We start from the raw sequence: 17029 nt of genomic DNA, 5'->3' as shown, positions 1-17029 counted from the left end.
ACCGGTGACGGGCCGGCGGCCCCGTCCTGCTCGTCAACTCCCCACTCCTGGAAGGCCGTCCGTGCGGCCTGCTGTCCCAGCGCAGCTGGGCGTGGCAGCGCGCCGACCCGCGCCGCACCGGCCTGCTGCCGCCCGCGCTGCGCGCCGACGTCAGCGCCGACGACATCGTCGACTGGGCGCTCGGCATCCCGCTCATCCACTACCGCACCGCCGACGGCCGCTACCACCGCGCCCCCGGCGGCACCTTCGCCGACCTGCTGCGCGACGGCCTGGACGACGGCACCGGGCCCACCGCCGCGCACTGGGCCGCCCACCTCTCCCAGCTGTGGACCGACACCAGGGTGCGCCGCACCCTGGAACTGCGCGCCGCCGACGGCCCGCCCGCACCCCACCTCGCCGCCCTGCCCGCGCTCTGGACCGGCCTCAGCTACCACCCCGAATCCCGCGAAGCCGCCTGGGAGTTGACCCGCGACCGGAGCGCCGAGGAACACCGCGCGGCCCGCGCCGAACTACCCGCCCGGGGCCTGGACACCCGCTTCGGTGACACCCCCGTCCGCCCGCTGGCCGTCGAACTGCTCCGCCTCGCCCGCACCGGCCTGGAGGCCCGCGTCACCGCCGGACTGGAACCCCCGCACGTCCCGGCGTACCTCGACCCGCTGGACGAGATCGCCGCCACCGGCCGCACCTTCGCCCACCAGCACCTGGAACGCTGGCACGGCGACCTGCGCACCGACCCCGCCCGCCACGTCGCCGCCCACCGCGTCTGACCCGGGAGCCCGCCGCCGGGCCGGTTCATCCCGCGGCGAGCGCGGCGGCCGCCCGCGGAGCGGCTCTTTCCGGGACGGGGAGGGAGCGGACGAGTGCACCGGCGGAGGCGAGGGAGAGCGCTGACGGCAGTACGCACCACCTGGGGCTGCTGGTCGAGTCCGGTGGGCAGGAGGAACTGCAACAGCCAGTCGTCGTACAGCAGGGCCGCGGTCGCCGGCAGCCCGGTCGCCGCGGCGCGGCGGCGCCTCCGCGCCCGGGGCTTAGCGACCACGCCGCCGGCCCAGGTTGCTCACGGCCGGCAGATCAGCCCCGCCCACCGCGCCCCCCCCGGCCGAACGCATGACCGCCCGGGCTCCGTCCCCTCCGTCGACCCAACTCCGTTGCGCCGTACGGTCGGACGAGGCCCGACTCCCGTCCGCTACGCCGCGCTCGGGGCGGTGACGGGCGGGGGGAGGGCTTCGCCTTCGCCGAACGGGTCGGCAAGTGCAACGGCCGCATCCGTGCCGTCGCCGCCGAAACGTGCCGTCCCCTGTCGCCCTTCGAAGTGGCCGACACGGCGGTCGAGTTCACCGCCGCCGAGCACACCTGGGATGGCACCCGCCCCGATCCCAACGGTGGGATCCGGGGCGCGGCCGCGTTCGCCGGCGTGCTCGCCCGCCGCTACGCTCCGGACATGCTGCGGGTGCGTACCAGCAGGGCGCCGTGCGGGTGGTTCGTGGTGGGCCCGGTCGAATTCCGGCCGTTGGCGACACGCCCGGGTCAGGGGGCCACGGGTGTTGCGGACATGCCCACAATGCGCCTAGCGTGAGCGGCCGTTGATCCACTTCCATGAAATGACCCTTGGGGCTTGGAGGGGCACGACCTGATGATCCACCACGTCAGAACGACCCTGCGGGCGGCGCTCGCGGCCGGTCTGCTCGTCACCGGCGCGCTGGCCGGGACGCCGGCCGCGTCGGCCGCCGCCGCGGCACCGACCGTGCTGAACGCGTCCGCGTACACGCTCAGCGCCGACTACCACCAGTTCGACGCGCTCAACTCGGCCCTGGTCTCGACGCTCGGGACCTCCCCCGTCCACACGGTGATGGACAACGCCAACCACGACCGGCAGGGCATGACCTCCGGCTTCTCGGTCGCCGGACTGTCCACCGGCTTCCGCTTCGACGACGGCGACGACTCCGACTGCCAGAGCTACCCCCAGGGCATCACCACCAGCCGGGACGCGGTCGGCACCGCGAACAGCGGCAACTACGACGGCCACCAGCTCGTGCTGGTCAGCTGGTACACCAAGGACGCCTGCGGCAGCAAGCAGCACGAGCGCAGCCGGATCACCCTGGCCGACTGGGACGCCACGTACCCCAACAAGTACCGCAAGATCCTGCTGGTCGAACCGACCGGTACCACCGCGGCACCGAGCTTCAAGGACATCCCGATCCACGCGGGCGGCGTGTCCTGGTACGGCGACTACCTGTACGTCGCCGACACCGGGGTCGGCATGCGGGTCTTCGACATGCGCAAGATCCTGAACACCGACACCGGCGGCACCGCCGACCAGATCGGCCGGTCCGGCTCGGTCTACTACGCGCACAACTACGCGTACGTGCTGCCGCAGGTCGGCACCCTCACCGCGCAGGCCGCCGGCACCGACAAGCTGGCGTGGTCGACGATCTCGCTCGACCGGGTCAGCAAGTCGATCGTGATGACGGAGTACACCTGCCCGGCCGGCTCCGGCTGCACCGACTACCCCAACCGCCCGCCACGGGCCGTCCGCTTCCCGTTCGCCTCCGGGGCGACCACCTTCGCCGCGACGACGACCGCGAGCCAGGCCCTCCAACTGCCCTGGTACAAGCTGAACGGCGTCGCCTCGCACAACGGCCGCTGGTGGTTCAACTCCTCCGGCCAGAAGCAGCTCTACTACTGGACGCCGACCGCGGGCCCGTCCACCTTCGCCTGGGTCGGCGGCGGCGAGAGCATCTCCTACTGGGAGGACGCCACCGAACCCGACCTGCTCTGGTCCCTGCAGGAGACCCCGGGCAGCCGCAACGTCTTCGCCGTCACCCAGGCCACCTACGGCGGCGGCTGAGCCCTCCCGGAACAGTGAGGCGGAGCCCCGGCCTCACCGACATCCGGACCGGCAGGCGGTGGCGCAACGGGTGGCACTCGCCGCCCAACGGCCGGAAGCCGGCACCTCCCGTCCACGCGGAGGTACCGGCTTCCGGCCCGTCGCCTCACCCGCGCGAGGACGACCGCATCCACACAGCCGACCGCCTGTGCGCAGGCGTGAGCACCCGCACGATCGCCGCCGAGCCGGGCCGCAGTCCCCCACCGTCAGCCGCGGGATGCGCCGCGACGGCCCGTCCCCGCGCGGAGACGGTTCCCGCCCCGCCTACCGGCCCCACACCGCCCACCGCCGCGCAGAACACCGCCGCCCGCGCCCCAAGCCCGGCAAGATCGCCCAGAACCCCGAGCTGCGGGACTTCACCCAGCAGCTCCTGGACCAGGGCGCCGAGATGGCCGGCCACGCCTCCTTCACCGCCGCCACCGCGTCCCGGTCCACTACTGCGACCCGGCCGGTCCGGGACGTTCCTCTTCCACGCCCTGGTGAACGTCGCCCGCCTCGTGTTCGCCGCCCGCAAGGTGCCGGAGACCGGAGGCCGTTCCCTGGAACAGATCGAGCAGGCGCTGCGCGGCCCGCTGCCCTTCGGGAGAGCTCGGGAAGGCCCCTGAGCGGACCGGGGCCCGCCCGACCTCGGTGGTCGGACGGGCCCCTCGTGTTCAGGCGGTCAGCGGTCGGACGGGCTCAGCAGGAGGTCTTCCAGGCCCACACGCCGGGGGCGCTCAGCCCGTTCCAGCCGGTGGCGGCCAGGCCGATCGCGATGCAGCGGTGGTAGTAGTACGCCTTGCTCGCCATGTGCTGGACGTAGCCGGAGTAGGCCAGGCCCGCCAGGGCGAAGCCCGCGCCGAACGGTCCGAGCAGCGCCACCCCGGCCCAGATCGGGCCGTAGATGTAGTGCGCGTTGCGGCCGATCTTGCCGGTCCAGGCGCGGTTGAAGTAGAAGACGACCTTGCCGGTGTAGCGCAGGCCGCGCCAGCCGAAGTGCGCCTCCAGGTGCACCCAGACGTGCCCCCACGAGTACCAGCGGGTCTTCGACCAGCTCCAACGGCCGTCCAGGTCGTACGTGTTGACCGGGTCGGCCGGGTAGCTGTACGCGGTGGCGTTGCCGCCGGGCACCGGGTCGAGCTGCAGGAAGCGGCCCAGGTTCGGGTCGTACAGGCGCGAACCCATCAGGACGATGCCGCTCGCCGCGGTGGTCTCCCGCTGCTCGCCGCCGACCCAGCCGTAGCCGGCCGCCGGGTCGCCCAGGTTGACGCCGTACTCGTCGAAGCTGCGCACGACGGGCGACTGGGCGGTGTCCAGGGGCAGTTGGACCGACACGTCGCCGTGCAGGTTCGTCAGTTGGAGCACGGTGCTGGTGGCGTCGGTGCCGGTGATGGCGACCAGGGTGTCCGCGAGGTCGGAGACGTTGCGGGCCACCGCGCCGTTGCCGGCCCTGGACCAGGTCGGGTTGTCGCAGCCGCAGCCGTAGTGGTTGAGGCTGGTGGCGGTGGTGCTCCAGGTGCCGTCGCCGGCCTGGGTCTGGGCGGTGCGGGAGGCCAGGCGGCCGGCCGCGTCCAGGGTCCAGGTCGAGCGCTGGGCGCCGGCGGTCTCGCCGCGCACCAGGTCGTTGGCGTAGTACTCGAACTGGGCGCCCCCGGGCCGGGTGGTGGTGCGGCCGAAGGCGTCGTAGCCGGCGCCGGTCAGGCGGTCGCCGCCGTCGTAGCCGTAGGCGGTGGTGGTGCTGGTGGCGTCGGCGGTGGCTGCGTCGCAGTCGTCCGTGGTGGTGGTGCGGCCGGTGCGGTTGCTGTTGCCGTCGAAGGCGTAGGTACGGGTGGTGCAGCCGGCCGCGGTGGTGTCGGCGGCGCTGGTGAGCCGGCCCGTCGCGTCGTAGCCGAAGGTGGTTCCGGTGGTGCCGCCGGCCGTCAGGGCGTGGCCGGCCTGCTGGCCGTGCACGGTGAAGTCGGCGTAGTCGGAGAGCACCACGGTGCCGTCGGCGGCGGTGTAGACCTTGCCGGTCAGGGTGCCCTGGGTGTCGTAGGTCTGGTTCAGGACGTAGCCGCCGGGCAGGTTCTGCCGGGTGAGGCGCCCGTCGGCGTCGTAGCTGGCGGTGACCGTGCCGGCGACCGAGTCGGTGAGCGACTGCGGGCGGCCGTACTGGTCGTAGCCGAGGGTGGTGGTGGACGGTGCGGAGTCGGTGGACTTCACCGGGCGGTCCGCGATGTCGTACTCGGTGGTGGTGACGGATCCCGCGCCGTCGTCGTAGCGGACGGTGCGGCCGAGCTTGTCGTAGCCGACGGTGACGGTGGCGGTGCCGTTGGAGGTGGTGAGCACCCGGCCGGTGGCCGGGTCGTAGCCGGTGGTGGTGCTCGGCACGGCCGTGCCGGTCCCGCCGGTCACCGCGACCGTGGTCGGGCGGCCCGCGTCGTCGGTCGTCGTGGTGGTGGTGCGGGTGACGCCGTTGGCGCTCTCGCGGACGACGGCCTGGTGGCCCCAGCGGTCGTACTCGACGGTGCTGGTGGGCAGGGCCGCCGGGTTGGTTCCGGCGTCGGCGACGGCCGAGGCCGGGCCGGTGGAGCAGGGCAGGTCCGCCCACTCCGGGCGGCCGGCGCAGGCGCCGGTGCCGGTGGCCGACCAGTAGGTGGTGACGGTGGTCCCGGCGTCGGTGCCGTTCGACTTGGGCAGCGAGGTGCTGACGGCGCGGCCCTGGGCGTCGTACGTGGTGGCCCGGGTGAGCTTGAGGCCGGCGGAGTCCTCCACGCTGCGGGTGGCCTGGCCGGTCGCCCAGTCGTAGCCGGTGGAGGTGGTGCGGGTGTCGGCGTCGGCTGCGTAGCCGTCGATCCGGGCGCCGACGGTGGCCGTGGTGGGCTGGTTGCTCACCGAGGCGTCGGCCGGGCGGCCCTCGTCGTAGGCGGTGGTGGCGTGGGTGCGGGCGGGGAGTTCGGTGCCCGCGGCCAGCGCCGGCTTGGTGCCGGACGCGGCGAGGGCGTGCTCCAGGGTGACGGTGTGCAGCGGGCCGAGCTCGTCGGTCTGCCGCTCGCCGTCGGCCGAGTAGCCGGTCAGCGTGGACAGCGCCTGGGCGCGGTCGGCGGTGCCGCTCTTGTCCAGGCCCAGCTCGCGCAGGCGGGCCAGGCCGTCGCCGGAGGCGGCCAGCGCCAGGGCGCGGTTCTCGGCGGTGAGTCGGCGCACGGTGTTGCCGAACGCGTCGTACTCGGTGGTGCTCACACCGCCCGCGGCGCCCTCGTTGACCTGGCGGCCGGAGGCGTTGGTGTAGGTGATGGTGGCCTTGGCGAAGTCACCCGCGCCCAGCATCCGGCCGTCGTGGCTGGCCGGCGGCGCGTCCGCGGGGAAGATCGCGGTGGCGTCGGTGGGGGCGTTGGTCTGGCCCCAGGCGGCGACGTCGGCGACGCCGAGCTGGAAGGGGGCGCCGGAGCCGCTGAGCGCCACGTCGTAGACCAGGTTGGTCATGGCGGTGCCGTTGACCTGGTCGGTGCTGCCCTGCTGGAGGGCGGGCCGGGAGACGCTCAGCAGCATGCCCTCGCCGGCGGTGGCCGCGTTGCCGGCCTTGCCGTAGGTGAACGTCCAGGGCAGTTCGCCGGGCGGGGTCAGGGTGATCACCCGGCCGGCCGCGTCGTAGGCGTACGCGGTCTTCAGCGCCGGGCTGGTCCGCGGGTCCCAGGTCTCGCGGAGCCGGGTCATGTCGTCGTAGCGGTACTCGGCGACGGCGACCGGGGTGGCGGCGGACGCGCCGGGCGCGGTGGACCACAGCCGGACCTGCTTGAGCTGGCCGTTCACGTCGCCGAGGGCGGCGGTGGTGGCGGTGGTGGCGGTCGCGTAGACGTACTCCAGCACCCGGCAGCCGGTCGCGGCCGGGTTGGTCGCGCAGGTCGAGGAGGCGACGGCGGTGGTCGGCGCGACCACGTACTTCGGCCGGGCCAGGGTCCTGCCGCCGACCACGACCTTCTCCGAGACCACGGTGGTGGTGGAGTTGGCGCTCGCGGTGGAGGAGGTGGCCACCTGCCAGGTGGTGGCGGCCGGGTCCACCTTGGCGAAGGTGGCGGTGGCGCCGTCGGCGTTCTTCAGCGCGAAGGTGCCGCCGAGCGAGCCGGTCAGGGTGAGCGTCTCGGCGCCCGGCTCGGGCTTCCAGCCGCCGCCGGTGGTGGCGGTGAAGCCGGTCTCGTGGCCGGTCGCGTCGACCACCGACACCGACGTGGCGGAGGTCTGGCGGACGTACGCCCAGTCGGAGGAGGTGAGTTCGGCCATGGTGCCGGAGCTCCACTGCGGGCCGAAGATCGCGGCCTGGCCCTCCTGGGAGGAGCCGTTCTCCGGGTGGCGCGAGGAGAAGGTGCGGCCGGTGCCCAGGCCGAACGCCGAGGCGTCGGTGGCGGCCAGGGTGAAGTCGCCGGTCAGGGTGTTGACCCGGCCGGGACCGGCCTCGGCGTCCGGGGCGTTGCCGCCGTTGCGGTCGACCGTGATGGTGGTCGCCTCGGAGGCGTCGACGGCGGTGCCGTCGGTGAACACCGCGCGCACGTCCACCGGGCCGTCGGCGGCCAGGGTGTCGGTGATGTTCCAGGTCAGGGGGGCGGGCTTGCCAGCGGTGACGGCGACCGGCCAGGACGCCACCGTGCCGCCCGCGGCGGTGGTGACGTTGCCGACCGGGACGTCCGTCCAGGCGTCGGTCTCGCCGCGCCGGTACTGGTAGCGCACACCGGTGGCGGAGGTCTGGCCCTCGGACTGCAGCGAGGTGCGGCGGGCCGGGCGTTCGCCGGCGCCGGGCGAGGTCAGGGCCGCGCCGTGGCCGGCCCTGAACACGTAGTTCGTGTCGGCGGAGACGTTGCCCGCGGCGTCCCGGGTGTGGGCGGTGACGGTGTGCTGGCCGCCCTTGAAGGTCAGCGCGCGGGTGACCGCCGCACCGGTGGTGGCCACCGTGGTCCAGGTGCCGCCGTCGAGGCGGTACTGGACGTCCTTCACGTCCGAGGACGGCGGGGTGAAGGTGAAGGTACCGGTGAAGTCGCCGTTCGCGTCCGGCAGTCCGGCCCACTGGCCGGCCGGGAAGTCACCGGAGGCGACCGCGGTGGCGGACGGCGCGGTGGTGTCGACGGTGAAGGTCTGCCAGGCGGACCAGGTGCCGTTGGAGGCCTGCCCGTCGGAGACCGTGGCTCGCCACTTGTAGGAGCCCGGGGCGAGCGCGGTGGTGGCCGTCCACGGGGCGTTGGCGCCCGAACCGACGAACGCCGACTTGCCGGTCTGCAGCGCGGCGGTGCCGTTCGCCGCCCAGATCTCGTACGTCAGCTGGACGGTGTTGCCGTCGGGGTCGGTCGCCTTGCCGGTCAGCGTCGGGGTGCTGTCGTTGGTGACGGCGCCGGACAGCGGGGACACCGGGGTGGCCGCGCTCGGCTTGGTGTTGTACGTGACCGACAGGTACGGCGTGTTGGAGGCGGCGTTGCCGGAGTTGAACTTCTTCCAGGCGTACTCGTCGGTCTCGTCGGTGGCCCGGATGCCCAGGGTGTTGGCCGAGTTGCCGTTGCCCGCCCAGGCCTGCACCAGGGAGGTGATGTCGGTGTTGGTCCAACCGGCCGCGCAGGAACTGGAGTAGCCCTTGGTCGCGGTGGTGGTCGCCCACTTCTTGTTCCAGCCGGGCTGCGCCGTCCAGCGGGTGGCGGTGGTGGCGGTGCCGGTGTCCCAGACGTCCCAGCTGCGCGCGGAGCAGGACCAGGCGTAGAACTCCCACAGGTTGAGCTTGGCCGCGGTGACCTGCTTGCCGCTGATCGCACCCATCGGGAACTGCAGGAAGGAACGGGCCACCTGGCTGGAGCCGTTGTTGCCGATCTTCAGCTCGGTCTGGCTGGAGACGTCGGTGCCGTAGCCCTGCTGGACGAAGGTGTCGAAGCCCACGCCGACGTTGACCGCCGGGTCGACGGTCACCGGGAACCGCGTCTTGGGGTCGTTCAGGAACGCCTGGTCGGGAGTGAGCGTCAGGTCGACGGCGTCGCCGTGCTGGACGACCTTGAGGCCGACCGGGGCGGTGCGCCGGTGGTCGCCGGTGTGCGGGTCGACCTGGGCGTCCCACATCACCGGCGCGGGCAGCAGACCCGCTTCGCGCCCGGACTTCGGATCGACGAAGGACACCGAGTCGTCCGGGTTGGCGCGCGCGGTCAGGCCCTTGGCGTTCAGGGTGAGGGTGACCGAGCCGTTGGCGGCCACCGCCGAACGGTCCTTCAGCTCCAGGTACTGCTCGAAACCGGTGCGGGTCGACTCGATCACCAGGTCCGTCGCGGTCAGCGCGTCGGCGTAGCGGGCCTTGGTGCCCTCCACCGAGGGGGCGGGCAGGGTGCCGCGCCAGGAGAGCTGCACCTGGTCGCCGCCCGCGCTGCGCAGCGAGAGCAGCGGGCTCGCGGTGCCCGCGCCGCTTCCCCCGCCGTCGGCCGGGGCCCCGCCGGGCTTCGATCCGCCCTTGGCGGTGGGCGTCGGTCCGGCCAGGGTCAGGCCGTAGGGGTGGGCCTTGGCCTTGACGGAGCCGTCCGGCTGCTTGGCGAGCGAGACGTCCACGTCCTGCCACCGGCCCGCGGCGTCCTTGAAGCGCAGCGGGCCGGCGGCCAGGTCCTGGGTGGTGGTGCCGTCCGGATTGGCCCAACTGGTGGTGGACTCGGTGCGGGCGTCCAGGATCTCGATCGGGCGCTTCTGCAACTGCGCCTTGAGGTGGGCGGACGCGGCGTCCTGGGCGCTGGCCGGCCCGAGCGGGGCCTGCTGCGCGGTGGAACCGCCCTTGGCCGACGCGACGGCCATCGCCTGGCCGGTGGACAGGACGACGGCCGCGGACTCGGCCGCGAGGACCACGGACAGGGCCAGTGCGACCTTGGGCAGAACACCCCGCGGCGCGGGTATCTGCCGGAGCCCGGCCGGTGGCCGGGCGGAACCGCCGAAGCGGCGTGCCATGGGAACTCCTTGATGAGGATCTGACAAAACTCGGAGCCGGAGGATCCGGTCCGCGGTACGGGGGCGTTTCGGGCAGTGGGCGAGACGGAGCGGCGGGCGAGACGGAGCGGTGCCGGGCCGCCGGAGGATCGCGGGCGACGATCAGGGGTGGACGGTGATCGGGACGTCGAGTTGCCCCCGCGCCGCCAGTGCGCGCACCAGCAGCGACCGGGCACTGGCCGCCGCGTCGGCGCGCGTCCCGGCCCGCACGTACGCGACGATGCCGATCCCCTCGGCCGTCACGCGTGCCCTCACGTGCTCCAGGCCGTGTTCCGGCCGGGCGTGGGCCCACAGCGAGTCATGGACCGCTGCGGCGTCGGCCGGACCGGGCCGACCGACGCCGCAGGGGCCCAGGACGAGGTGGATGGCGAACACGATGTCGTCGCCGTGCGGGGTCCGCGCGCTCAGGGACGGACGGTCTCGAACTTGTCCCAGCCGATCCCGTCCCCGGCGGGCCGGGTCAGGGCGGAGACGTGGGAGCGGGCCGGGGCCGGGGAGGGTGCGGGGTGGAGGGCCGGGGCGGCCAAGGCCGCCGCGACGGCGAGCAGCAGGGCGATACCCAACGGGCGGGTGGAGGTGGACACAGGGGTTCCCCGTTCGCAGTGCAGGTGGTGGTGCGCTGTCAGGTGACCATCATCGCGACCGCGGGGGCTGCTGAGGAGTTTCGGAGGACGGCACCAAGTGGACTGTCACCTTGCTGCCGTGACGCCCGATCAGGTTCCGCAGAAGATTCGGAGAAGGCTTGCAGGTGCACGGTCAATAGTGTGAAGATCGTGCCCGCTCGGTTGGAGCCGGTCGGTACGAGCCTGGGGCAGGGGCTGCGGGAATGCTGGAACTTCTGGGACTCGATCCGGTGTCCGAAGCCGTCTATCGCAGCCTGCTGGCAGACTCCCGCGGCGGCGTCGAGGAGCTGTGCAGACGTCTGGGCCGCCCTGAACGGGAGATCCGCGCCGCCCTCGACCGGCTTGCCGACCTCACCCTGCTGCGCGCCTCCCGCGACCTGCCGGGCCAGCTGACCCCGGTCAGCCCGGAACGCGGCCTGGAACTCATCCTGCGCCGACAGGAGGAGGAACTGCTGCGCCGCCAGCGCGAACTGACCCTGGGGCGGGCCGCCGCCGCCCGGGCCGTCGCCGAGTACGCCGACCTGCGCACCGAGAGCAGCCCGGGAACCTCGGAGCGCCTGGTCGGCCTCGACGCCATCCAGGCGAAACTGGAGGTCCTCACCGAACAGCTCACCGACGAGTGCTTGTCCGTCATGCCCGGCGGCGCCCAGTCCGCGGCCAGCCTGGACGCTTCGCGCCCCCTGGACCTGGACGCCATGCAACGCGGCGTGCGTCTGCTCACCCTCTACGAGAACAGCGTCCGCAACGATGCCGCGACCTTCGACTACGCCCGCTGGATGACCGGCCTGGGCGGAAAGGTCAGGACGGCCCCCCTCCTGCCGCCGCGGCTCCTGGTCTTCGACCGCCGCGTCGCGATCGTCCCCCTCGACCCCGCCAACACCCGGGCGGGCGCCCTGTGCACCTCCGAGGCGGGCATCGTCGCCTCCCTGGTCGCCTTGTTCGAACAGGCGTGGGCCACCGCCATCCCCCTGGGAGCGGACCGGAACGCGCCCGACAGCGGCCTGACGACTGCCGAACGCGACCTGCTCCGCCTGCTGTCCACCGGCATCACCGACGAAGCCGTCGCCAAACGCCTCAACGTCTCCCTGCGCACCGTCCGCCGGCAGATGGCCGGCCTGATGGAACGCCTGGAGGCCGCCAGCCGCTTCGAAGCGGGCCTGAAGGCCTCCCAGCGCGGCTGGCTCTGAGAGGACGTGCCCCGGGAAAGCCCGACGCGGCGCCCCGGTCGGCGGGGCGCCCCATCGCGGCGGCGGGTCAGGGGGTGACGACGGCGAAGTCGGGGGCGGTGAGGTGGCCGTCGAAGGTGATCTCGAAGGCGTCGAGTGCGGCCTTCCAGCGGGTCGTCCGGCTTGAGGGGCATGGTCGCCGTATAGACGCACTTCAGGGCGGCCTGCTCGTTCGGGAAGTGCCCGCGCGAGCGCACGGCCTTGCGGATCCGGGCGTTCACCGACTCGATCGCGTTCGTGGTGCGGACGACCCGCCGGACCTCGGCGTCGAAGCTGAGGAACGGCACCAACTCGGCCCGGGCGTTCTCCCAGAGCCGGACAATCACCGGATACTTCCCGCCCCAGAGCTCGGAGAACCCGACCAACCGCTCGAGCGCGGCGTCCTCCGTCGGCGCGGTGTGGACGGGCTTGAGGGCCTTGGAGATCTTGCCCCGGTCCTGCCGGGCCGCAATAGCGGAACGAGGCCCGGATCAGGTGGACGACGACGTGCTGCCCGGACCTGACCTGGCAGCGTTCCCACAGCGCGTGCACCATCGTCGGCCCGGCGCACGCCAGGGACATCGCGGCGAGCGGATCGATCGCGGGGCCGATCCGGACCACGGTGGTGCCGGCCTCCAGGACGATGGCGTCGGCCCAGGCTCCGGCGAGGGGGCGGCCGGTCGCGGTCGGGCGGTTGACGCCGTAGGTGCGCCGGGCGGTGCACAGTGTGGGCTCCCGCAGCATCCGGCAGGCTATCCGTAGGATTCCAGCAGCAGTTCCCTCACACCCCTCTCGGGATTCTCCACCGCTCCGGCACGGCGGACGGACTCGCGCTGGCTCGGCACGTAGACCGTCTGCAGGACGGCTGTCCTCCCGTCCACCAGAGCACCCAGGCCGACAGGCAGGGACGTCCCCTCCCGCCCCAGCGTCCGCAGAACCGCCGCGGCTTTCCCGACACTCTGTGATCCCGGTACGCGTCCCATCGGCACCTCATTTCGTGAGGGGCGGCATTGCGTACGGTCACTGTGCCCCTGGCAGCGGTCGAGCGTGGGCGGAGCAGCGCCTGTCCGGCGCACTCGGCTTGTCCCTTCATCCCTCCGGCCGTCTGCTTGAACAGATCACTGCGGGGGGGATGGCCACAGCCCGACTTCCGGACACTCCTCATTCTCCTTAGGACGGTCTTCATGACGGTTGCCACGGCCGTTGGCGCCAGTGCGGTCCGCGTTTCCCAGCCCCGGCTGCTCGATGCCCGGGGCCTGGAGGACGGCGACAGGGTCCTGCAGCCCGGCCAGGCCGACACGGCAACCCACAGCCCGGCAGTCGCGGTACGCGGCGCGGACCTCGTCCAGCGGCCCTGGACCGAGCGCACCGACGGCAAGGAGCGGAAGGATCGAACGGTGTCCGCACACCGGGCCGACGCCGCGGAAGGCGGTCGGAGGTGACCGCCGCCGCGCCCGCCCCCAAGCACCTGCTGGTCCTGCAGTTCGCCCCGGGCCGGGTGCTGGCCGTCGATCCCGCGGACGGCCGGGTCCGCACCCTGGTGGAACAGGCCGGCCCCGCCCCGGACGGCGTGGTCGCCACCGGCGGCACCGTGTACTGGACCACGATGGGCGCGCCCGCCACCGACCCCCGCGCACCGGGTGAGCAAGGCTACGACTTCTCCCGGCGCAACGGCGGCCTCCACGCCTGGACCCCCGGAGGCCCACCGCGCGACCTCCTCCCGCCCGGAGCGACGACCACGGGCAAGCAACTCGCCACCGACGGCGCCGGCACCCTGTACTGGTGCGACCGCGAGGGCCACCGGATCAGCCGGGTGGGCACCGACGGCAGCGGCCTGGCCGACCTGGTGGTCACCCCCGCCGAGGAGGGGATCATGGGCGAGTGCGTCGGCATCGCCGTCGACCCGGCCCACGGCCACCTCTACTGGACGCAGAAGGGCCCCGCCAAGGGCGGCCGGGGCCGCATCCTGCGGGCCGGTTTGGAGATCCCCGCCGGGCAGAGCGCCGAGCACCGCACCGACGTCGAGGTGCTCTGGGACCACCTGCCCGAACCGATCGACCTGCACCTCGACGGCGACACCCTCTACTGGACCGACCGCGGCGCGGCCCCCGACGGCAACACGCTCAACCGGGCGCCACTGCCCGGCCCCGGCGAGTCCGGCACGCCCCCGCAGATCCTGGCCGCCGGCTTCACCGAGGCGATCGGCCTCGCCGTCGACAGCGCCGCCGGCCTCGCCTACGTCGCCGACCTCGGCGGGCACATCCGCGAGGTCCCGCTCCCCGGCGGCCCCGCGGACGGCCGGGCCCCGCGCGAGGTCGTCGCGCTCGGCACCCCGCTGACCGGCCTGTGCCTGCTGCCGTGACCACCCCGCCCGTCCCCGCCCCGCACCACCCCGGAAGGAATCGCACCGCCATGGCCTTCACCCTCCCCACCCGCGTCGAGTCCCGCCCCGTCACCGTGATCGGCGCGGGCACCCTCGGCCGCCGGATCGCCCTGATGTTCGCCACCCGCGGCGGCGAGGTCCGGATCTTCGACCCCAACCGCGCCGTCGCCGAACAGGCCGTCGCCTACGTCGCCGAGCACATCGCCGAGGTCGCCGCCACCGTCGAGGGCGGCCGGCCCGGCACCGCGGCGGCCCACGACGACCAGGCCGCCGCGCTGGCGGACGCCTGGCTGGTCGTGGAGGCCGTACCGGAGCACCTCGACCTGAAGAAGCGCGTCTTCGCCGACCTCGACCGGCAGGCCGAGCCCGACGCGGTCCTGGCCAGCAACTCCTCCTCGTATCCGACCAGCCAGTTCGTCGACGGCGTCACCCACGTCGAACGCGTCGTCAACATGCACTTCTACATGCCGCCCCAGCAGAACGCCGTCGACCTGATGTCCGACGGGAGCACCGACCCGGCGGTGCTGGCCTTCCTCAAGGAGGAACTGCCCAAGTACGGCGTCTTCCCGTTCGAGGCCCACAAGGAGTCGACCGGCTTCATCTTCAACCGCATCTGGGCCGCCATCAAGCGCGAGGCGCTGGCCGTGGTCGCCGAAGGCGTCTCCACCCCGCAGGACGTCGACCGGATGTGGCAGATCAACATGGGCCTGAAGGCCGGCCCGTTCCGGATGATGGACCAGGTCGGCCTCGACGTCGTGCTCGACATCGAGAACCACTACGCCGCCGAGAACCCGCACCTCCCCGAGGGCCCACGCAAACTGCTCCGGAGCTACGTCGACGCCGGGCACCTCGGCGTCAAGACCGGCCGGGGCTTCTACGACGACTACCCCGCCCCCACCGCGTAGAACGGGCCGCGGCCGGCTCCTGCAGTGGCCGGGGCCGGCGGCCACGACAGCCGAGCCCCGGTGTCGGCGTGAGGTACAAGCCGGTCTTCATCGGCCGGCTCCCGGCCGCGCTCGTCCATCTGCGCCACCGCGTCACCCGCGACGTCGTGGCCCGCTGGTTCGGTGTGGACCGCTCCACGGTCACCCGCGCCGTCGGCGGGATCCGCCCGCTGCCGGGCGGCCGCCCCCGCTTCGTCCCGGGCAAGGGCCGGACAACGCCGTGAAGGCGCTGGTGATGACCGATGACCGCGGCCGGACGCTGTTCCGCGGGAAGGTGCGGGCCGGATCGGTCGCCGGCATTACCCGGGCCCGTGGCGCCGGCCTCATCGACCTGCTCGCCGACACCATCCACCTGGAGATCCTCGCGGACGCCGGCCACCGGGGCCCGGGCGTCCGGACCTCGCACCGCCTGCCGGTCGACCACGGCATCGCCCGCCTCAAGAGCCGGCGCACCCTCGCCCGGCACCACGGCCGCCGCGACCGCCTGTCCGGAACCGTTGCCGGGCTCCTCCCGGACCGGTACGCCCCGTGGATGAGCCGCCCGAGCAACAAGGCCGGCACCTCGCCAAGCACGCGCTTCCGCCAACCGCGCACGAGGCCGATGGGAAATTCCCTCCAAGAAACTCGTGCTTCCGGGGAGCCTCTTTGGCGAACGGTCCCGACTTGGAAAAATCTGAAAAAATGCAAAATAATCGCCCGGAAGAACCATCCATTCGGAGGCGTTTCTGGCGATTCCGTCCGCACCTGATCCGAAGCGCGGGTATCACACATCCATGTCGTCGTTATATCGCTAGGAGGCGGGACACATGGTCGGTCGGACTTCGATCACGGAAGAGTTCACGGCTGCGATGTCCCTCGGCGATGAGGTTATGGTCCTGTCGAGCTTCTGGCACCCTGAAAGAGGCATGGTGACTTCCCCGGCCGCCCCGCTGCTGGTGGCATGGCTGCGGCGACGCCAAGTCGCAGCAACCCTGGACTCGCTGCCGGCTGCCACCGCCCTGCGCAGGACGCAGGACGGCGAATCCAACCTGATTGCCACCACTTTCCTCTCCGCCGACGGCTCGGCCATCGGCCTGGCGGTGGCCGCGAACGAAAAAATGCTGCCCCGCGCGCGCATCGCCGTCACCGCGTGGTCCGCCACGCTGCGCACACGGCGAGTGCTCCTGCCCGTCACCGCGGAGCCCTGCGGGACTTTCACCCAGCCTGTTCCGCACCTTCCCCGGGCGCGCGCCGCGGCCCGACCGGGCGACGACTGCCCGCACGTCCGGCACGCATTCGACTCCGTCCGACAGTTCCACGAACGAGGGGACGAGGTTCTCCTGATCGGCTCAGGCCCTCAACGACCACGTGCCGTGGAAGCCCTCGGCATCCGTACCGTCGCGGTGCCCTCTTCCGTGGCTGCCCGGACCCTGCGGGTGGCCGATCCGAACGCGCTCTCCTTCGTCCTGCGCCCGTGCACCCCGGTCGAGGACGCGGCCGAGATCCTCACCATCTTGCGCGATCGCTTTCCCCGACTGCGCGGGCAGCACCCCGAGCAGTGGTGCCACCGCACCTCCGCCACCCGGTGGGCGCACCGGGCGGTCGCCGCGGCGAGCGACCTGACCCTCCTGCTCGGCGGTGCCGAAACAGAGCTCCTTGCCTCGGGAAAGGGTCCCGTGCGCCGGATCGACGGCCTCGTCGACCTGCGGCCGGTCGAACTGGCCGCTGCCGCGACCGTCGGCCTGATCCCAGCCGGACCCCGGAACGGCGCGAAGGACTCGCTGCTGGACGACGTCCTGCGGGCGCTCACCGGACTGGGCCCGCTCAGCATCGTCGAGCACCGGGTCCAGACCGAGGCCGTCGCCACCCCGACCGCCCCGCGCCACCGCCTCCCCGCACCGGCGTCCGATGGACCGCCGACCGGGCGTCAGCCCGGTCGCGACCCTCTGCGTCCCAGCTGATCCGGCGCTCGTGAGACACCGTCAGGGACGGTGTCTCACGAGGCCCGTGCGGAGCGTTCGCGCCGTGCCGCGCAGGCCGCGGCGTTGAAAATGGCAGCC

13 protein-coding genes and 2 pseudogenes are annotated in these 17029 nt (G+C 73.1%); 11 read left to right on the top strand and 4 right to left on the bottom strand.

The features are described 5' to 3' along the window. Positions 1-26 precede the first annotated feature (26 nt). From ACZ3J7_RS26740 to ACZ3J7_RS26725, 4 genes and pseudogenes are all read left to right on the top strand, one after another. Positions 27-767, top strand: coding sequence for a glutamate-cysteine ligase family protein (locus ACZ3J7_RS26740; protein ID WP_465625506.1), 741 nt, complete (start codon positions 27-29; stop codon positions 765-767). Positions 768-1615: 848 nt separating this feature from the next. Then, positions 1616-2848, top strand: a complete 1233-nt coding sequence (locus ACZ3J7_RS26735) for a hypothetical protein (protein WP_465625486.1) — start codon at positions 1616-1618, stop codon at positions 2846-2848. Between the two features lie 38 nt (positions 2849-2886). Then, positions 2887-3260: pseudogene (locus ACZ3J7_RS26730) on the top strand (IS30 family transposase); the annotation flags it as partial. A 106-nt stretch (positions 3261-3366) separates the two neighbouring features. Next, a complete protein-coding gene (locus tag ACZ3J7_RS26725) occupies positions 3367-3492 on the top strand; it encodes a hypothetical protein (protein ID WP_465625510.1) in 126 nt (41 codons plus the stop codon). Between the two features lie 73 nt (positions 3493-3565). Here the strand turns inward: ACZ3J7_RS26725 and ACZ3J7_RS26720 are convergent, their stop codons facing one another. From ACZ3J7_RS26720 to ACZ3J7_RS26710, 3 genes are all read right to left on the bottom strand, one after another. Then, positions 3566-9796 carry a DNRLRE domain-containing protein gene (locus ACZ3J7_RS26720; protein ID WP_465625485.1) on the bottom strand — a complete coding sequence of 2077 codons (6231 nt, stop codon included), beginning with the start codon at positions 9794-9796 and terminating at the stop codon, positions 3566-3568. Positions 9797-9937: 141 nt separating this feature from the next. After that, positions 9938-10210: a hypothetical protein gene (locus ACZ3J7_RS26715; RefSeq protein WP_465625483.1), complete on the bottom strand. Its 273-nt coding sequence runs from the start codon at positions 10208-10210 to the stop codon at positions 9938-9940. Positions 10211-10239: 29 nt separating this feature from the next. Next, on the bottom strand, positions 10240-10419 hold the full coding sequence (locus tag ACZ3J7_RS26710) for a hypothetical protein (RefSeq protein WP_465625481.1): 180 nt from the start codon (positions 10417-10419) through the stop codon (positions 10240-10242). Positions 10420-10661: 242 nt separating this feature from the next. Here ACZ3J7_RS26710 and ACZ3J7_RS26705 point away from each other — a divergent pair, with 242 nt between their 5' ends. After that, positions 10662-11645: a helix-turn-helix transcriptional regulator gene (locus tag ACZ3J7_RS26705; protein WP_465625479.1), complete on the top strand. Its 984-nt coding sequence runs from the start codon at positions 10662-10664 to the stop codon at positions 11643-11645. Positions 11646-11712: 67 nt separating this feature from the next. On the opposite strand, the pseudogene ACZ3J7_RS26700 reads toward ACZ3J7_RS26705, so the two are convergent. After that, positions 11713-12224: pseudogene (locus ACZ3J7_RS26700) on the bottom strand (transposase); the annotation flags it as partial. A 623-nt stretch (positions 12225-12847) separates the two neighbouring features. Here ACZ3J7_RS26700 and ACZ3J7_RS26695 point away from each other — a divergent pair. From ACZ3J7_RS26695 to ACZ3J7_RS26670, 6 genes are all read left to right on the top strand, one after another. Continuing rightward, positions 12848-13105 (top strand): hypothetical protein, encoded by a 258-nt coding sequence (locus ACZ3J7_RS26695; protein ID WP_465625477.1) that lies wholly within the window; start codon positions 12848-12850, stop codon positions 13103-13105. Next, positions 13102-14025, top strand: coding sequence for an SMP-30/gluconolactonase/LRE family protein (locus ACZ3J7_RS26690; RefSeq protein WP_465625475.1), 924 nt, complete (start codon positions 13102-13104; stop codon positions 14023-14025). The genes ACZ3J7_RS26695 and ACZ3J7_RS26690 overlap by 4 nt, the downstream gene beginning before the upstream one ends. A gap of 50 nt (positions 14026-14075) precedes the next feature. Then, on the top strand, positions 14076-14951 hold the full coding sequence (locus tag ACZ3J7_RS26685) for a 3-hydroxyacyl-CoA dehydrogenase family protein (RefSeq protein ID WP_465625473.1): 876 nt from the start codon (positions 14076-14078) through the stop codon (positions 14949-14951). A gap of 68 nt (positions 14952-15019) precedes the next feature. Then, complete coding sequence (locus tag ACZ3J7_RS26680) at positions 15020-15214, top strand: transposase family protein (RefSeq protein WP_465625472.1); 195 nt, start codon at positions 15020-15022, stop codon at positions 15212-15214. After that, complete coding sequence (locus ACZ3J7_RS26675; protein WP_465625470.1) at positions 15211-15738, top strand: hypothetical protein; 528 nt, start codon at positions 15211-15213, stop codon at positions 15736-15738. The genes ACZ3J7_RS26680 and ACZ3J7_RS26675 overlap by 4 nt, the downstream gene beginning before the upstream one ends. Positions 15739-15796: 58 nt before the next feature. Beyond that, positions 15797-16930 carry a hypothetical protein gene (locus ACZ3J7_RS26670; protein ID WP_465625468.1) on the top strand — a complete coding sequence of 378 codons (1134 nt, stop codon included), beginning with the start codon at positions 15797-15799 and terminating at the stop codon, positions 16928-16930. Positions 16931-17029: the final 99 nt, after the last annotated feature.

This window comes from Kitasatospora sp. NPDC015121 (assembly GCF_055562955.1).
This window is presented reverse-complemented; position numbering and strand designations above follow the sequence as displayed.